The sequence below is a fragment of the Pseudomonas berkeleyensis genome (assembly GCF_014109765.1).
GTDB classification, from domain to species: Bacteria; Pseudomonadota; Gammaproteobacteria; order Pseudomonadales; family Pseudomonadaceae; genus Aquipseudomonas; species Aquipseudomonas berkeleyensis.
Genome location: NZ_CP059139.1, coordinates 4,931,343 through 4,947,730 on the forward strand (window position 1 = coordinate 4,931,343; position 16,388 = coordinate 4,947,730).

General features: G+C 63.4%; 16 protein-coding genes. 6 read left to right on the top strand and 10 right to left on the bottom strand.

Annotated features, from left to right (window positions below; all coding sequences use genetic code 11):
* Position 1: 1 nt before the first annotated feature.
* The 7 genes from HS968_RS23005 to bioB form a co-directional block, all read right to left on the bottom strand.
* Positions 2 to 736 (bottom strand): putative metalloprotease CJM1_0395 family protein, encoded by a 735-nt coding sequence (locus HS968_RS23005; protein ID WP_182368829.1) that lies wholly within the window; start codon positions 734 to 736, stop codon positions 2 to 4.
* Between the two features lie 54 nt (positions 737 to 790).
* Complete coding sequence (locus tag HS968_RS23010; RefSeq protein ID WP_119694283.1) at positions 791 to 1,090, bottom strand: hypothetical protein; 300 nt, start codon at positions 1,088 to 1,090, stop codon at positions 791 to 793.
* Between the two features lie 99 nt (positions 1,091 to 1,189).
* Entirely contained in the window at positions 1,190 to 1,876 is a 687-nt protein-coding gene (gene bioD / locus HS968_RS23015) for a dethiobiotin synthase (RefSeq protein ID WP_182368830.1), read from the bottom strand.
* Between the two features lie 23 nt (positions 1,877 to 1,899).
* Positions 1,900 to 2,757, bottom strand: coding sequence for a malonyl-ACP O-methyltransferase BioC (bioC, locus tag HS968_RS23020; RefSeq protein WP_182368831.1), 858 nt, complete (start codon positions 2,755 to 2,757; stop codon positions 1,900 to 1,902).
* Entirely contained in the window at positions 2,750 to 3,472 is a 723-nt protein-coding gene (locus HS968_RS23025) for an alpha/beta fold hydrolase (RefSeq protein ID WP_182368833.1), read from the bottom strand. The genes bioC and HS968_RS23025 overlap by 8 nt, the downstream gene beginning before the upstream one ends.
* Positions 3,465 to 4,634 carry an 8-amino-7-oxononanoate synthase gene (gene bioF / locus HS968_RS23030; protein ID WP_182368834.1) on the bottom strand — a complete coding sequence of 390 codons (1,170 nt, stop codon included), beginning with the start codon at positions 4,632 to 4,634 and terminating at the stop codon, positions 3,465 to 3,467. Before bioF ends, HS968_RS23025 begins: the two co-directional genes overlap by 8 nt.
* 82 nt (positions 4,635 to 4,716) lie before the next feature.
* Positions 4,717 to 5,775: a biotin synthase BioB gene (gene bioB / locus HS968_RS23035; RefSeq protein ID WP_182368835.1), complete on the bottom strand. Its 1,059-nt coding sequence runs from the start codon at positions 5,773 to 5,775 to the stop codon at positions 4,717 to 4,719.
* 196 nt (positions 5,776 to 5,971) lie between these two features.
* On the opposite strand from bioB, the gene HS968_RS23040 reads away from it, so the two are divergent.
* The 5 genes from HS968_RS23040 (at position 5,972) to rarD (ending at position 10,190) form a co-directional block, all read left to right on the top strand.
* A complete protein-coding gene (locus tag HS968_RS23040) occupies positions 5,972 to 6,265 on the top strand; it encodes a hypothetical protein (protein WP_119694277.1) in 294 nt (97 codons plus the stop codon).
* Positions 6,266 to 6,307: 42 nt separating this feature from the next.
* Positions 6,308 to 7,048: a ComF family protein gene (locus tag HS968_RS23045; protein WP_182368836.1), complete on the top strand. Its 741-nt coding sequence runs from the start codon at positions 6,308 to 6,310 to the stop codon at positions 7,046 to 7,048.
* 61 nt (positions 7,049 to 7,109) lie between these two features.
* Positions 7,110 to 7,874 (top strand): TOBE domain-containing protein, encoded by a 765-nt coding sequence (locus HS968_RS23050; RefSeq protein WP_182371676.1) that lies wholly within the window; start codon positions 7,110 to 7,112, stop codon positions 7,872 to 7,874.
* 97 nt (positions 7,875 to 7,971) lie between these two features.
* Complete coding sequence (locus HS968_RS23055; protein WP_182368838.1) at positions 7,972 to 8,946, top strand: serine/threonine protein kinase; 975 nt, start codon at positions 7,972 to 7,974, stop codon at positions 8,944 to 8,946.
* 350 nt (positions 8,947 to 9,296) lie between these two features.
* Positions 9,297 to 10,190 (top strand): EamA family transporter RarD, encoded by an 894-nt coding sequence (rarD, locus tag HS968_RS23060; RefSeq protein ID WP_106738541.1) that lies wholly within the window; start codon positions 9,297 to 9,299, stop codon positions 10,188 to 10,190.
* Positions 10,191 to 10,471: 281 nt separating this feature from the next.
* Here rarD and HS968_RS23065 read toward each other — a convergent pair whose 3' ends face one another.
* Both HS968_RS23065 and HS968_RS23070 read right to left on the bottom strand, forming a co-directional pair.
* Positions 10,472 to 10,990, bottom strand: a complete 519-nt coding sequence (locus HS968_RS23065; protein ID WP_182368839.1) for a glycine cleavage system protein R — start codon at positions 10,988 to 10,990, stop codon at positions 10,472 to 10,474.
* A 34-nt stretch (positions 10,991 to 11,024) separates the two neighbouring features.
* The gene (locus HS968_RS23070) at positions 11,025 to 11,474 is read right to left on the bottom strand and encodes a GNAT family N-acetyltransferase (protein WP_119694272.1); all 450 of its coding nucleotides are present in this window, start codon (positions 11,472 to 11,474) and stop codon (positions 11,025 to 11,027) included.
* A 479-nt stretch (positions 11,475 to 11,953) separates the two neighbouring features.
* Between HS968_RS23070 and HS968_RS23075 the strand changes: the two genes are divergently transcribed.
* A complete protein-coding gene (locus HS968_RS23075) occupies positions 11,954 to 14,131 on the top strand; it encodes a malate synthase G (protein WP_182368840.1) in 2,178 nt (725 codons plus the stop codon).
* Positions 14,132 to 14,306: 175 nt separating this feature from the next.
* Here HS968_RS23075 and HS968_RS23080 read toward each other — a convergent pair whose 3' ends face one another.
* A complete protein-coding gene (locus HS968_RS23080) occupies positions 14,307 to 16,364 on the bottom strand; it encodes an LTA synthase family protein (RefSeq protein WP_182368842.1) in 2,058 nt (685 codons plus the stop codon).
* Positions 16,365 to 16,388: the final 24 nt, after the last annotated feature.

Consider the following 16,388-nt stretch of genomic DNA (forward strand, 5'->3'; position numbering starts at 1 on the left):
ACTACGCGACCAGATCGATGCTCGGCTGCGGCGCGGACGACTCACCCAGACGCCGATACAGATCAAGATTAGGCGCTGACGGCAGAGGCTGCTGCGTCGACGAGGTGGGTTCCTTCTCGACCTGTTCGGAGTCGTCACGCGCCTTGCGCGCGTCGACTGCAGCGGTGGCCTCTTCGCGACGCTGCTCGGCCAGTTCGACGCGTGCCTGAGCCGCCTGCGCCTGGGCCAGAGCGGCTACACGCAAGTCCTGTGGCGAGGGCTCGATGGGCGCGAGCGCAGCGCGCAAGACGATTTCCATCTTGCGCAGCGTCGCCTCGGGGTCGTTGGGGACGGGCGCGGTATCGATGCTAACTTCACCGGAGACGGCGTAACTCTGACCATCCGGCCCACGCTTGAATCCGTAGGTGGGCGCGCCGGCATATTGCCCGCCAACAGCGGCATGCGCCTGCTCGTGAGTCCTTACTTCGCGATCACGCTGCACCAGATCAGCGATTTCCAGTTGTTGCCGACGCAACTCCTGCGGACTCGGTTCGCCATTGCCACCGGCGCCATCGGTCGGCGCTCGATCAGCCTCTTCACGTTCGGACGCAGGGGAATCCGCTTGCTGCTCCTGTGGCGCAGCAACAGGTGCCTGATCAGCACGGGCAATATCGGGGGAAACATCAGGCGACAGCGGCCTGGCCGGCGCAAAAGAGGGTGCAGGAGTGAAAGACGGCAGGCTGTTGCCGATCTGCATGAGCGTCCTCCTGCCCTGCTGCGGGCCGCCTCCGCGCGGCCAGGGTGAAACGGCTTATGCGCGAGTGTCGATCAGCGTTCCCAGAACCTCGTCGGCAGTATCGACGACGCGGGCATTGGCGCGCACTTCGTTCTCGCCCACGCGTAATGCCACGAGGCTTTCCGTCAGGTCAGGGCGATCACGCTCCGTGACTTGCGAACTGGCATTGACCTGATTCTGCGGCGGAGTCTGGCTGACTTGCTGCGACGGATTGATGGTGTTGCTGGCGATATCACTGGCAGCCTGATCGACACGACGCTGGCCGGCCTGGATGCCGCTCAACCCCGAATTGAATGCACTGGTGGAGATTTCCATCTATGGCTCCCAGCGGGAATTAGAACCTGATAGTCACCATTGAAGCAGAAATCGGCTAAAAAACGTACAGACAAAAGGCTATGGTCGCGTTTCTGTTTATTACCAGCCTGCCAACCGCGCGAGATCGAGGTGCTTCGCAACCGCTTCGGCCGATGCACTCGGCAGACGAGGCACGCGCCCCACACAGGGCGCCGGCATACGTTCGGCAAGGGTCGCCAGATTCTCTTCAAGGCGTGCAGTGTGCGGGTCGACGATATTGGCGACCCATCCGGCCAATTTCAGACCGTCACGTTCGATGGCCTCGGCACTGAGCAACGCGTGGTTGATGCAACCGAGGCGCACGCCAATCACGAGGATCACCGGCAAGCCCAGAGCAATGGCCAGATCCGAAAGGTTTTCTGCGCCGGCTAGCGGTACGCGCCAGCCACCGGCGCCTTCCACCAGAGAAAAATCAGCCTCCTGGGCGAGAACGCTTCGGACAGGCTCCAGCAGGCCCGCGACATTCAGCGTCACGCCTACCTCACGCGCGGCCAGATGCGGGGCTATGGCTGGTTCGAAGGCCAGCGGGTTGACCTCTTCATAACGCAGCGGCAGCGAACACTGCGCGAGCAGTGCCAGCGCGTCGTCGTTGCGCAGCCCTTCGGCAGTTCGCATGCAACCAGAGGCTACCGGCTTGGCCGCCGCAGTGCTCAGACCTCGCAGGCGCGCCGCATACAGCAGGCCAGCGGCGATGGTGGTCTTGCCGACCTCTGTATCGGTGCCAGTCACAAAGTAGGCATGGGCCATGGCAACTCCTTGATCAATGCACGCTATGCGCGAACAACTAATAGCGGCTTTTGCAAAACGCCGTACACCACCTGATAGGTAGCCGGCAGCCCATCGGGTTGACGGAAGCGCTCGTAGGCCTCGATCAACGCACGAATGCGCGAGCGCCCCGTCAGCCCGCCCGGACGCCCCGGGTTGAGGTTGTGCGCGCCGAGATCCTTCAGCGAGGTGGTCAGGCTACGCAAATCGGGGAAGTGCAGAACTTGCGCTTCACGTTGCAGCGCCAGCACCTGCAGGCTACTGACCGTGCACATGTGCTGATAGTCCTGGAAATGGCGGAAGCGATTGACATGGACGAAGCCATCGACCGCCAGCCAGCTGTCACGCAGCTCCTGCAACGTGCCCACGCACAGACTGGAAAAGGCCAGCACACCGCCGGGACGCAGCACGCGACTTGCCTCGTTCAATACACGCGGGAAGTCCGAGCACCATTGCAGCGCCAGGCTGGAGAACAGCAGATCGACGCTAGCGTTCTGCAAGGGCAGAAATTCGGCGTCGCCGGCAATAAAGTGCACGGCGCCAGCTCGCGGCCTGGCGTGCTGCAACATGCCTTCGGCGATATCCACAGCCAGCCCTTCGCCCTGAACGTAGCGCTCAGCCAACGCGCGCGTGAAATAGCCCGTGCCGCAGCCCAGATCCAGCCAACGATGTGCTTGCAGCGCAGCCGGCAAGCGCGCCAGCAGCTGCATGCCGACGTTGCGCTGCAACTCGGCCACCGCGTCGTAGCTCGCGGCCGCCCGGGAGAAGGACGCCGCGACCTGACGTTTATCCGGCAACGCCGCGTCACCGTAAGGGGTGCCGTGCGCACCACGCCCCTGTAGCACCCCGGGATGTTCAGGCATCGTTAGTCTCGCGGATAAAGTCGAGCATCAACATTGCCAAGGTGTCCGCCTGGTCGAGCACGAAGGCATGACCGCAATCTTCCACCACGTCCACTTCGCCAGTTGGCAAAAGCGCCAGCAGTGCATCAGCGACAGCAACCGGCACCAGCGCGTCCTGCTCGGCCAGCAGGTGCAGTTGGGGCCCGGCAAAACTGGCCAGCGTGGCGCGATTGTCGAGGTTCGCCAGCAGGCGCAACCCGGCCAGCAAAGAGGCTTCATCGCTGCACGCCAGATTGCCTTGCAGCTGTCGTGACAGGCCACGCGTGTCGGCGCAGCCCTGGGCACAGAGCATGGCGAAGCGCTTGAGGGTAGCGCCGGCGTTCTCCTGACAACCCTGATAGAAAGCTGCATAGGTCTGCGCCGGCATTGCCGTCGACCAGGCATCGCTGGCGACGAAACAGGCATTGCTGGCCAGGGTGATCAGGCCACGGCAGCGCTCGCCGCAACGGGCAGCCAGGGCGCTGGCCAGCATGCCGCCGAGCGACCAGCCGGCCAACCAGCAGTCATGCGACAGGCGCGTATCCAGCTCATCTAGCCAATCGGCAGCGGCTGCACTGCTCAGTCGCGGCAGGGCCGGCACCTGCACCTGAATTTCGCCGCCCAGCGCCTCGGCCAGCGGTTGCAGCACGGCACCCTCCAGGCCCCAACCCGGCAGCAGGATCAACTGCTCACGCATCGGCCTGCACCTGCGGCCAGCATTCGGCCAACGCGTCCAGCAAGCGTTCGAGCTGTGCATCGCTGTGCGCAGCGGACAGCGTCACACGCAAGCGGGCGCTGCCAGCCGGTACGGTTGGTGGGCGAATCGCGCCGACCAGAAGACCGCGCGCCTTGAGCAGCGCCGAAAGTTTCAGCGCACGCGCGCTGTCGCCCACCAGAACCGGTTGAATCGGCGTGGGACTATCCATCAGGCTCAGACCAATCTCGGCGGCGCCCTGACGGAAGCGCGCGATCAGCCGGTTCAGATGTTCCCGGCGCCAGTTTTCGCTACGCAGCAACTCCAGGCTTTTCAGCGTGGCGCAGGCCACCGCCGGCGGCTGACTGGTGGTGTAGATGTAGGGACGGGCGAACTGGATCAGGGTCTCGATCAGCTCCTCGCTGCCGGCGACGAACGCACCGGCGGTGCCAAAGGCCTTGCCCAGGGTACCGACCAGTACCTGCACGTCATCCGGCCCCAGACCGAAGTGCTCGACGATACCGCCACCGGTGGCGCCCAGCGGGCCAAAGCCATGGGCATCGTCGACCATCACCCAGGCCCCGGCGGCGCGCGCCTCGGCGCACAACGCAGGCAGGTCGGCCAGATCGCCGTCCATGCTGAACACGCCATCGGTGACTACCAAGCTGTTGCCCGTGGCCTTGCGCAAGCGGTTGGCCAGGCTCACCGTATCGTTGTGCAGGTAACGGGAAAATCGCGCGCCGGAGAGCAGGCCAGCATCGAGCAGCGAGGCGTGGTTGAGGCGATCTTCCAGCACGCTGTCGCCCTGTCCCAGCAGTGCGGTGACGACGGCCAGGTTGGCCATGTAGCCAGTGGAGAACAGCAGTGCACGCGACCGACCGGTGAATGCCGCCAGCGCCTCCTCCAGTTCATGGTGTGGGGTGCTGTGGCCAATGACCAGGTGCGATGCACCACCGCCGACGCCCCATTGCTCCGCGCCCTGCTGCATCGCGCGAATCACCTCGGGGTGGTTGGCCAGACCGAGATAGTCGTTGGAACAGAACGCCAGCAGTTCCTGATCGTCCGCCCTGATCTGCGGCCTTTGTGGGGTCTGCAATAGCGGACGACGACGGTACAGGTCGGCGGCCTGGCGTTCGGCCAGGCGGGCGGTGAGATTGAAAGACATAGGCAGTGTCCGTAGGAGCAAGTGCCGCGAACGACGATGGGCGACGTTCGCAAAGCAGGGCTCGCGCCTACATTGAGAGATGTCAGGCCGAGGCGGCGTTGTAGAACAGCTTGGAGTCGCGCTGCTCGACCAGCGCCTGCTCGATGGCAGCCTGGTGCACTTCGTCGGCGTGCTCTTCGCGCTCTTCCGGCTTGATGCCGAGTCGCTTGAACAGGGCCATGTCCTTGTCCGCCTGCGGGTTGGCGGTGGTCAGCAGCTTCTCGCCATAGAAGATCGAGTTGGCGCCAGCCATGAAGGCCAGGGCCTGCATCTGCTCGTTCATCGCCTCGCGACCAGCGGACAGGCGCACATGGGACTTGGGCATCATGATCCGCGCCACGGCCAGGGTGCGGATGAAGTCGAACGGGTCGACATCCTTCTCCTCGGCCAACGGGGTGCCTTTGACCTTGACCAGCATGTTGATCGGCACGCTCTCCGGGTGCTCCGGCAGGTTGGCCAGCTGAATCAGCAGCCCGGCGCGATCGTCCACTGACTCGCCCATGCCGAGGATACCGCCCGAGCAGATCTTCATCCCCGCCTCGCGCACGTAGGCCAGGGTCTGCAGGCGCTCGCCATAGGTACGGGTGGTGATGATGTTGCCGTAGAACTCCGGCGAGGTATCGAGGTTGTGGTTGTAGTAGTCCAGCCCCGCCTCGGCCAGGGCAACGGTCTGCTCCTGATCCAGACGCCCCAAGGTCATGCAGGTTTCCAGGCCGAGCTTCTTCACGCCCTTGACCATCTCCAGCACGTAGGGCATGTCCTTGGCGGACGGGTGCTTCCACGCCGCGCCCATGCAGAAGCGGGTCGAGCCGATGGCCTTGGCCTCGGCGGCGGCCTCCAGCACCTTCTGCACCTCCATCAGCTTTTCCTTGTCCAGGCCGGTGTTGTAGTGGCCTGACTGCGGGCAGTACTTGCAGTCTTCCGGACAGGCGCCGGTCTTGATCGATAGCAGCGTCGAGACCTGAACGCGATTGGCGTCGAAGTGCTGGCGATGGACGGTCTGCGCCTGGAACAGCAGGTCGTTGAAAGGCTGCTCGAACAGCGCGCGAACCTCGGTGAGGCTCCAGTCGTGGCGGGTGGTGATTTCAGCGGTTGCGCTCATCAGAGAAGTCCTTCGACGCTTGGTGGCATCTGTTGTCAGGCCCACAGGGGGCATTCAGGCTTTGGCCATCATAAGTGGCGATTGGATGCTGTCAACCATGATTAAGACACAGGTTTACATTTGATCACTTATCAACCAATAGAACTTATGTCATGGCACAAGGCCAAATGCTTACCCCTCCAACAGGATGTTCTGCATGCAGGTAGAAGGTTTTTTCGAAGGGCTCGGCGAAGCGCTGGGCCGCGCCATCCGCTTCATCGTCGACATGCTGTCCGGCGTGCTGGGTGCCATGGCCGATGCCATTGATGATTTTCTCCATGGCCTGGCCAGGGCCATCGGTATGGACGTATCGATTTTCAGCATCATCCTGCTTATCATCGGCCTGCTGTTTCTTTTCAGCGGCGCTCGCTCGTTGTTGCGCGGCTCGATCATCGGCGGGGTGATCTGGCTGTTTCTCGGGTTGGTAGTGATGGGTTGGCTGATTCGCTGATGGCCAACTAGGCTCAGGGCTTTCGCTCACGGACGAGCTGCCATGCCTCCACTCGATCTGTCATCGCTGCAACGCCCTGTCTGGCTACGTCAGCGCCGCCACTGCCAGCTTTGCGACGAAGCCACCGATCACCCCACGCACAACATCTGCACGGCTTGCGAATCCGAACTGCCCTGGCTCGGTGCGCAGTGTCAGGTCTGTGCGGTTCCGCTACCCGCTCACGACCTGATCTGCGGCGCCTGCCAATCAAAGCCGCCGAGTTTCACCCGCGTGGAAGCGCCCTGGCGCTATGCCTTCCCGGTCGACAACCTGATCACTCGCTTCAAGCACCAGGCGCAATGGCCATACGGCCGCCTGCTCGCCGAGCTATTGGCCGAACATCTGACACATGCCTACGACGAGGGCCTGCCGCGCCCGCACACGCTGCTACCCGTGCCCCTGGCACGTCAGCGTCAGCGCCGCCGTGGTTTCAACCAGGCGCAGATGCTTGCCGACTGGCTTGGCACCAGCCTGAACCTGCCGGTTCGCGATGACTGGCTGCAACGCCGCGTGGACACTCCCGCACAGCAGGGATTGGACGCTGCTACGCGCAAGCGCAACCTGCGCCAGGCCTTTACCCTGGAGAGCAACGCCAGGATCACCGGCTGCCACCTGGCGCTGATCGATGATGTGTTCACCACCGGCGCGACTGCTGGCATTCTTGCCAACCTGCTGCGCCGAGCAGGCGCCCTGCGCGTCGATGTCTACTGCCTGGCCCGCACACCACGACCGGGCGATGGCTGACTTGACGTGCCAAGCGCAGTCACGCACCGTGCCCGGCACTGCCCTCAACCGCTCGGAAACCATGTCGCAACTCGATCCCCTAGCCCAATTGCTCAGCCGCCGACCGAAACGTCTGGCCCTGCTGGAGCAGATCGCCGAACAGGGCTCCATCACCCGCGCCGCCAAGGCCGCCGGCCTCAGTTACAAGGCCGCCTGGGACGCCATCGACGAGTTGAACAACCTCTCCGAACAACCGCTGGTCAGCCGCAGTGTTGGCGGCAAGGGCGGCGGCGGTGCACGGCTGACAGCCGCAGGCGAGCGGCTGCTGGCATTGCACCAACGCCTGCAGGCACTACAGGCGCAGGTACTGCAGGCCGCCGATGACGATGCCGACCTGCAATTGCTTGGCCGCCTGATGCTGCGCACCAGCGCACGCAATCAACTGGCCGGCCGCGTCTGCGCCATCGTCGCGCAGGGCCACAACGATCTCATCGCCATCGAGTTGCCCGGCGGTGTACGCCTGCAGGCACAGATCACCCGTGACAGTACCGAGCGGCTGCAACTGGACATCGGCAGCCCAGTGGTCGCGCTGATCAAGGCGGGTTGGCTGAACTTGCACCCCGCCTCGTCTGCCTGCGCAGATTTCGATAACAGCCTGGAAGGGCAGATCGAAAAAATCCTGCCCGCCAGCGACGGCCCCAGCGAAGTCCGTATCGCCCTGGCCAACGGCCAGACGTTGTGCGCACTGGCTGACGCCGAACATCTGCACCGTCTGGGACTGGACGTTGGCGCCCCGGTGAACGCGCAGTTCGCCGCCAGCCAGGTACTGCTCGGCACGCAACTGTAGGGCAGGCGTACCCCGCCAGCGAGTTCAGCGGCGGATTGCCCCGCCCTACGCCACGCGCAAGCCGTTAGACTGTGCATCCAGCCATACGGAGCCGCTCATGAGCCACCCCTTTTCCACCCTCACCCCGGATCTGGTGCTCGATGCCGTGGAGAGCCTCGGCTATCTCAGCGACGCCCGCGTATTGGCGCTCAACAGTTACGAGAACCGCGTCTATCAGGTGGGTATCGAGGGCGAAACGCCGCTGATCGCCAAGTTCTACCGGCCGGATCGCTGGAGTGATGTCGCGATCCACGAAGAACATGCCTTCAGCCTGGAGCTGGCCGAACATGAGGTGCCGGTAGTGGCGCCGTTGGCACGTGATGGCGAAACGCTGTTCGAACACGGTGGCTTTCGCTTCGCCCTGTTTCCACGTCGTGGCGGCCGTGCGCCCGAGCCCGGCAACCTCGAGCAACTGTACCGCCTGGGCCAGTTGCTCGGACGCATGCATGCCATCGGCGCCAGCCGCCCCTTCGCCCATCGCGAAACCCTGACGGTGGATAACTTCGGCCACGCCGCCCTGGCCTCCTTACTCGATGGCGGCTTCGTACCGAAAAGTCTGTTGCCGGCTTACGAGTCGGTAGCCCGCGATCTGCTCACGCGTCTGGATGAATTGTTCGCCCGCGTGCGCTACACGGCGATTCGGCTGCACGGCGACTGCCACCCCGGCAACCTGTTGCACCGCGACGACGCCTTCCATGTCGTCGACCTCGACGACTGCCGCATGGGCCCGGCGGTACAGGATCTGTGGATGATGCTGGCCGGCGAACGCCATGAACGCCTCGCTCAGTTGGCCGAACTGGTCGACGGTTATCAGGAGTTCCACGATTTCGCCGCCCGCGAGCTGCCGCTGATCGAAGGCCTGCGCGCCTTGCGCCTGATGCATCACAGCGCCTGGATCGCGCGGCGCTGGGACGACCCAGCGTTCCCCCTGGCCTTCCCCTGGTTCGCCGGCGAACGCTACTGGGGCGACCAGATTCTCGCCCTGCGTGAGCAGATGGCAGCACTGGATGAAGAGCCCTTGCGGCTTTTCTGAGAGCCTGCTCACGATCTTTCTCTGCTGCTTACGAAATTGGTGGGCTGAAGCGGATCGCCGCCCGGCCCACCCTACCGTAGCGCGAAATTCTCAAGGGTGGCTTTAGCCACCCGCTCGTTGGGATCTACACCAGTTCGCAGATAAAGCCAGAGAAAATGAGCCTAAAGGTAATGAACAGGTTCTGAGGCGTAGTCCGGGCATGACCGATACAGTTGTGCACACCGTGTAAAGTTTGCCTTACGACTTCCCCGACGCTTCGGTATACGGAAAAAACCGAACGAACAGACAACAGCAGAGCACGACGCTTAAAATCTCACGCCCCCCTCAGCTGCCTTGACCAAGGATCCTCAATGGCCACCGCCAACCCGCAACGCGGGTACATTCTGGGCCTTACCGCCTATGTCATCTGGGGACTGTTCCCCATCTACTTCAAAGCCATCCAGCACATCCCGTCACTGGAGATCATCGTCCACCGCGCCATCTGGTCAGCACTGTTCGGTGCCATCCTGTTGATGCTGTGGAAGCATCCGGGCTGGTGGCGTGAATTGCGCGAACATCCCAAGCGCCTGCTCGTACTGGCCGGTTGCGGCCTGCTGATCGCCAGCAACTGGCTGGTGTACGTGTGGGCGGTGAACAACGAGCGCATGCTCGAGGCCAGCCTGGGTTACTACATCAACCCGCTGATCAACGTGCTGCTCGGCCTGTTGATCCTCGGCGAGCGGCTGCGTCGTCTGCAGTGGGTCGCCGTAGGTCTGGCTGCGATCGGTGTGGCACAGCAGGTGTGGCAAGTGGGTAGCCTGCCCTGGGTGTCGCTGGTGCTGGCGTTGACCTTCGGTTTCTACGGGCTGATCCGCAAGAAGGCGCCCGTCGCCGCCCTGCCCGGCCTAGTGGTGGAAACCTGGCTGCTGTTGCCCGTGGCCCTGGCCTGGCTGGCTCTGCATCCGGCGGCGATGAGCAGCCAAGCGGAGTTCTGGAGCAGCTCGCAGTGGCTGTGGCTGGCCGCTGCCGGCCCGATCACGCTGATCCCGCTGGTGTGCTTCAACGCCGCGGCGCGCCACCTGCCCTACACCACCCTGGGCTTTCTGCAGTACATCGCACCGACCCTGGTGATGCTGCAGGCGATCTTCCTGTTCGGCGAGCACTTCGACCCGGCCAAGCTGATGGCCTTCGCCTTCATCTGGGCCGGCCTGGCGGTGTACAGCCTGGATATCTGGCTGAATCTGCGCAAACGCCCGGCCGAGTGAACGACCGGTGCGCGCGACGCCCTGTAGGGCTCACCACGCGCACCGGCTTTACCACGTGATTGAACAGAAAACGCTCACCGGCCGCCAAGCCGCGTCACGCTTGGCATGGCGCCTTCCACCCCCGGTTTATCCACAGAACCATCCCCGGCATTTGTGCACAAGCCTTTGATCCTGTTGATTTTTTAACCGTCCAACGAAAAGCCCCGGCACACTAGGCAGTGCGCCGGGGCTCCCCAGTTTATCCACAGGGTGATCCACGCAAGTCGTGGATATCCGCTGCGTCAGTCTTCCTGACGCAGATTCAACTCCACCATCAGGTCATCGGCCAGGGTTTCCAGGCGCGCCTGCAACTGCTCCAGCGCCAGGGTCTCCGGCACCGCCAGTAAAGCCTCGGCAGTGAACAGCAACTCACCACTCATCGGCGCCGGCGTCACCTCGGTGAGCAGGTTCTCCAGATTAACGCCCTGCTCGGCCAGCACACGGGTGATATCGCGCACGATGCCGGGGCGGTCGTTGCCTACCAGTTCCAATCGAATCGACGTGAAGCGTCGCCCCGGCTCGGCACCGCTGGCCGCCAGTTGCACGCGAATACCCTGCGCGCTGAGTGCCTCCAGCTCCTTGATCAGAGCGCCCTGCGCTTCGGCCGGCACGTCCACCCGTACGATCCCGGCGAACTGGCCTGCCATACGCGCCATGCGACTTTCCAGCCAGTTACCACCATGGGCGGCGACGCTGCCAGCCAGACGCTCGACCAACCCCGGTTGATCCTCGGCAATCACCGTCAGTACCAGATGATCCATGTACTACCTCACTCGTTCACAGGACTCGGAAAGGTCAGCGACTCAGCGCCAGCCAGTAGGTGTAGAACTGCTCGTCGCGCACATAACCCAGGCGTTCGTACAGCCGCTGCCCGGCCAGATTGGTTTTCGCCGTCTCCAGTTGCAGGCCGCAGGCGCCAGAGGCTTCGGCATGGGCACGTGCCGCGTTCATCAGCGCCTCGCCGACGCCACCACGCCGAGCCGTTTCGTCGACATACAGATCACTGAGCAACCAGGCCGGTTCCAGTGCCAGCGAGGACTGAAAGGGATAGAGCTGAACGAAGCCCTGCGCCACGCCCTGCTCGTCGCGGGCGATGAGCAGTTGCGAATCGCCGCGCTGCAGGCGCTGGCCCAGGAAGGCGGCGATGTCCGCCTCGTCGCGTGGTACCTCGTAGAAACGCAGATAACCCGCGAACAAGCGGGTGAGATCGGCCAGATCATCGGCAACGACAGCGGATACGGGCATGGCAGGCTCCTGAATGGTTCAGCGCAGTATAGGCGAGGTCGCGTAGGCCATATTCGGCGGGTTGTCAGTTGCCCGATCAATTAATCGTGTACGTTTTTACGAATTTTATGAAACAATAGATCACTATTTTGCACACATGACGTATCGAACGTGACTGCAAATAGTCTTTTGGTCGCAGACTGACGCAACCCCACTGCATTTCCCCAGAATCTTGATGTAGTATGCCGCGCCTCGGACTACAAGACGGCGACTCCGTCTCCGCCGGGCCTTCTACGAAGGTTGGCGAGGCGCTCGGCGCATGGCGAAAGCAGGCCAGGAAGCGGATTTCACAGGCGCTCCAGGGCCGTCGTCAGTGCAGCACTGGCGACGCACGACTGCATGGATGCAGGCGGTAAGGCGACACAGGAAGGCAAAGCCGAGGTGGTTTTTAGAGGTGCCCGAAGCGGCTATCGAGTAAAGCTCAGAGAGTGAGGCAAGTGATGACTGAACGCGTTCAAGTCGGTGGCCTGCAGGTCGCCAAAGCCCTGTACGACTTCGTGAACAACGAAGCCATCCCCGGTACCGGCATCGCTGCCGACAAGTTCTGGGCCGGTGCCGCTGCGGTCATCAAGGACCTGGCACCGAAGAACCGGGCACTGCTGGCCAAGCGTGACGAACTGCAGGCGCAGATCGATGCCTGGCACCAGGCGCGCAAGGGCCAGGCCCATGACGCCGCTGCCTACAAGGCCTTCTTGCAAGAGATCGGCTACCTGCTGCCCGAGCCCGCTGATTTCCAGGCCACCACCAGCAATGTCGACGAAGAGATCGCTCGTCTGGCCGGCCCACAGCTGGTCGTGCCGGTGATGAACGCGCGCTTCGCCCTCAACGCCTCCAACGCCCGCTGGGGCTCGCTGTACGACGCCCTCTACGGCACCGATGTGATCAGCGAAGAAGGCGGCGCCGAGAAAGGCAAGGGTTACAACAAGGTACGTGGCGACAAGGTCATCGCCTTCGCCCGCGCCTTCCTCGACGAAGCCGCGCCGCTGGCCGCTGGCTCGCACGTCGACGCCACCGGCTACGCCATCGTCGGCGGCCGCCTGGTCGTCGCCCTCAAGGGCGGCAGCAACAGCGGTCTGCGTGACGACGCGCAACTGGTCGGCTACCAGGGCGACGCCAACGCGCCGATCGCCGTGCTGCTCAAGCACAACGGCCTGCACTTCGAAATCCAGATCGACCCGAACAGCCCGATCGGCAGCACCGATGCCGCTGGTGTCAAAGACGTGCTGATGGAAGCCGCGCTGACCACCATCATGGACTGCGAAGACTCCGTGGCTGCCGTCGATGCCGACGACAAGGTCGTGGTCTATCGCAACTGGCTGGGCCTGATGAAAGGCGACCTGGCCGAGGAAGTTTCCAAGGGCGGCAAGACCTTCACCCGTACCATGAATCCGGATCGTGTCTACACCAAGGTCGACGGTTCCGAGTTGACCCTGCATGGCCGTTCGCTGCTGTTCGTGCGTAACGTCGGCCACCTGATGACCAACCCGGCCATCCTCGACGCCGAAGGCAACGAGATTCCGGAAGGCATCCAGGACGCGCTGTTCACCAGCCTGATTGCCATCCACAACCTCAATGGCAACACCACGCGCAAGAACACCCGTACCGGCAGCGTGTACATCGTCAAGCCGAAGATGCATGGCCCGGAAGAAGTGGCCTTCGCCAGCGAAATTTTCTCCCGCGTCGAAGATGCCCTGGGCCTGCCGCGCAACACCCTGAAAGTCGGCATCATGGACGAGGAACGTCGCACCACCGTCAACCTCAAGGCGTGCATCAAGGCTGCCAGCGAGCGCGTGGTGTTCATCAACACCGGTTTCCTCGACCGTACCGGTGACGAAATCCACACCTCCATGGAAGCTGGCGCCGTGGTGCGCAAGGCCGCCATGAAGAGCGAGACCTGGATCGGCGCCTACGAGAACAACAACGTCGACGTCGGCCTGGCCACCGGCCTGCAAGGTCGTGCACAGATCGGCAAGGGCATGTGGGCCATGCCGGATCTGATGGCCGCCATGCTCGAGCAGAAGATCGCTCACCCGCTGTCCGGCGCCAACACCGCCTGGGTACCGTCGCCGACCGCCGCCGCCCTGCACGCCCTGCACTACCACAAGGTCGACGTGTTCGCGCGTCAGGCCGAGCTGGCCAAGCGCACCCCGGCGTCGGTGGATGACATCCTGACCATCCCGCTGGCCAAGGACACCAACTGGAGCCAGGAAGAGATCCGCAACGAGCTGGACAACAACTCGCAAGGTATTCTCGGCTACGTGGTGCGCTGGATCGACCAGGGTGTCGGCTGCTCCAAGGTGCCGGACATCAATGATGTCGGCCTGATGGAAGACCGCGCCACCCTGCGTATCTCCAGCCAACTGCTGGCCAACTGGCTGCGTCACGGTATCGTCACCGAAGCGCAGGTGGTCGAGAGCCTCAAGCGCATGGCCCCGGTGGTCGACCGTCAGAACGAAAACGACCCGCTGTACCGCCCACTGGCGCCGGACTTCGATAACAACATCGCGTTCCAGGCCGCCCTGGAACTGGTGGTCGAAGGCACCAAGCAGCCCAACGGCTACACCGAGCCAGTGCTGCACCGCCGTCGTCGCGAATTCAAGGCCAAGAACGGCCTGTAAGTCGCGCGCCAAGGCACTACAAACGTAGTGCCCGAGCATGAAAAAACCGCCCTCAGGGGCGGTTTTTTATTGGGTAGTATGGCCCGGCGGGCTGTTCGCTGGCGCTACGAGCGGCCGGCGTTCCGATCCGCCCTACTTGGCTCGGGCGGCGATCCGTGCGCGAAGCAGTACGCCACTATTGTGCCGCCTTCTCCGCCGTTGCCCCCGTGGTGTTGCCCAGCAGGCTGGAAGTCGCCGTCTGCACGAAAGCCGACAGCTTGCGCTCCAGTTCGCTGCGCGCCTGCGCATCGTCGATCACCTCCGCGCGGGCGTCATGGCCCAACTGGTAGCGATACAGACGCGCGTCGCGATCACGCGGCTTGATCAGAATCCGTTCGCCTGTCACCAGGCCAACGGTCTGGTCGCTGCCGGACGGCTTGATCACCGCCACCCCCTCATCGCCTGGCGGCAACGCCAGCAGGTCGCGGCCCCAGCACTGCTGCTGCACCGGCTGGCCAAGGCGGCCCATGATGGTCGGCACCACATCGATCTGGCTACCAACGATGACACTGCTGCCGCCGAAGGTTTCCTGCACACCGGGGCCGATCAACAGCAGCGGGATACTGAAGCGCGACAGATCCATCTCAGTGATCTGTTCATCGTTACCGAAACCATGATCACCCAGCACCACGAACAGGGTGTCCTTGAAATAGGGCTCCTGGCGCGCCTTGGCGAAGAACTGGCCGAGCGACCAATCGGCATAGCGCATGGCGGTCAGGTGTTCGTCCAGCGAGCCGTGGCCGGTGACGCGCTCGACCGGCAGATCCTCCGGCAAGGCATAAGGCGTGTGGTTGGAGAGTGTCTGCAGCAGCGCATAGAACGGTTTGCCCTGGCGCCCCAGGCGCGCCAGCTCATCGGCACCACGGGCGAACATGTCCTGATCGGACACCCCCCAAGTTGGATCGATGAACACCGGATCGACGAAATCTTCGCGCCCAACGAAGTTGCGCATGCCCTGGTTGCCGAAGAAGCCAGACTGGTTATCCCAGGAGAAGCTGCCGTTGTAGACGTAGATGTCGTCGTAACCGCGAGCGCTGAGTAGCTGTGGCAACCCGGAGAACTGGTGGCTGCCCTCAGGCATGCGCATCAGGTATTCGAACGCCGGCAGGTTGGGGAAACAGGCCATGGTGGCGAACATGCCCTGATGCGTGTGCGTGCCATTGGAGAATACGCGCTGGAACAACAAACCCTGCTTGGCCAGCGCATCGAAGTTCGGCGTGATGCCGTCCTGGTTGCCCATGGCGCCAATGTAACGACCAGCCATGCTCTCCATGAGAATCACCACCACATTGCGCACCTGCGGCAGCTGTCCCTCGGCCGGCGGCGTATAGATACGGCGCACAGCGGCCCGATCGGCGTCGATCAACTGGTCGCGCGGGGTCAGCAGCATGTCGCGGGTGACCTGCAGTGCTTCGGCAGCCGGCAGGGTCGCCTTCCAGCTGTTGTCGCGGTGATCGGAGAAATAGTTCGAGGCTGCGTCCACCAAGGTCAGCGTGCCGTTGAGGCCCAGGTGATTGGCGAACATCGAATCGGTGGTATAGGCGTCGCCCCAGCGCAGCGGCGGGCCGGAGCGCAGGGTGCCGCGCGCAGCCACCACGCAGACCAGCAGAAACAGTACGAATACCGCCGTACGCGCCGGCCAACGTGGGGCCGCGGCATGCTCAGGAGCCCGCGTGGCGCGCTCGATACGTCGGAACAACCAGGCCAGCAACAGCGTCGCCAATGCCCAGACCAGCAACAGACGCAGCACGGGAAAGCCGTTCCAGATCATGCTGGTCACGGTACCCAGGTCTTCCTGCATGTACTGGAACACCAGGCTGTTCAGGCGCTGGTGGAATTCACGATAGAAATTCAGCTCGGTCACGGCCAGGAACAGGCACAGGCTACTGGCAACGGTCAGCCAGGTCACGTGCAGACGCCGCGCGCGCATCGCCCGCACACTGAGCAGCGACAGGCTGAGCGGAACGCACAGGTAGACGATCAGGCGCAGGTCGAAACGCGCACCATTGAGAAAGGCCTCGACGAACGTGCTGGCCGGTGTATCGGCGATCAATGCGTGGTTGTAGGCCAGCAGCCCGGCACGGGCCAGGGCGAAGAGCAGCAACATGCACAGGGCGCTGCCCAGAATGAATGCCAGATGACTGCCGATACTGATGGGTGTAGCCGGTCTGCCTGCGGATGGGGATGACTGCATGGGACTGCCTTGCGATTCTGCGGG

Excerpts from the sequence above, each read along its gene's own strand:
- bioC (WP_182368831.1), bottom strand. The coding sequence starts at position 2,757 with ATGCCTGAACATCCCGGGGTGCTACAGGGGCGTGGTGCGCACGGCACC.
- HS968_RS23005 (WP_182368829.1), bottom strand. The coding sequence starts at position 736 with ATGCAGATCGGCAACAGCCTGCCGTCTTTCACTCCTGCACCCTCTTTT.
- bioB (WP_182368835.1), bottom strand. The coding sequence starts at position 5,775 with ATGAGCGCAACCGCTGAAATCACCACCCGCCACGACTGGAGCCTCACC.
- HS968_RS23025 (WP_182368833.1), bottom strand. The coding sequence starts at position 3,472 with ATGCGTGAGCAGTTGATCCTGCTGCCGGGTTGGGGCCTGGAGGGTGCC.
- HS968_RS23050 (WP_182371676.1), top strand. The coding sequence starts at position 7,110 with ATGTCGCAACTCGATCCCCTAGCCCAATTGCTCAGCCGCCGACCGAAA.
- HS968_RS23040 (WP_119694277.1), top strand. The coding sequence starts at position 5,972 with ATGCAGGTAGAAGGTTTTTTCGAAGGGCTCGGCGAAGCGCTGGGCCGC.
- HS968_RS23055 (WP_182368838.1), top strand. The coding sequence starts at position 7,972 with ATGAGCCACCCCTTTTCCACCCTCACCCCGGATCTGGTGCTCGATGCC.
- HS968_RS23045 (WP_182368836.1), top strand. The coding sequence starts at position 6,308 with ATGCCTCCACTCGATCTGTCATCGCTGCAACGCCCTGTCTGGCTACGT.
- rarD (WP_106738541.1), top strand. The coding sequence starts at position 9,297 with ATGGCCACCGCCAACCCGCAACGCGGGTACATTCTGGGCCTTACCGCC.
- bioF (WP_182368834.1), bottom strand. The coding sequence starts at position 4,634 with ATGTCTTTCAATCTCACCGCCCGCCTGGCCGAACGCCAGGCCGCCGAC.
- HS968_RS23080 (WP_182368842.1), bottom strand. The coding sequence starts at position 16,364 with ATGCAGTCATCCCCATCCGCAGGCAGACCGGCTACACCCATCAGTATC.
- HS968_RS23065 (WP_182368839.1), bottom strand. The coding sequence starts at position 10,990 with ATGGATCATCTGGTACTGACGGTGATTGCCGAGGATCAACCGGGGTTG.
- bioD (WP_182368830.1), bottom strand. The coding sequence starts at position 1,876 with ATGGCCCATGCCTACTTTGTGACTGGCACCGATACAGAGGTCGGCAAG.
- HS968_RS23075 (WP_182368840.1), top strand. The coding sequence starts at position 11,954 with ATGACTGAACGCGTTCAAGTCGGTGGCCTGCAGGTCGCCAAAGCCCTG.
- HS968_RS23010 (WP_119694283.1), bottom strand. The coding sequence starts at position 1,090 with ATGGAAATCTCCACCAGTGCATTCAATTCGGGGTTGAGCGGCATCCAG.
- HS968_RS23070 (WP_119694272.1), bottom strand. The coding sequence starts at position 11,474 with ATGCCCGTATCCGCTGTCGTTGCCGATGATCTGGCCGATCTCACCCGC.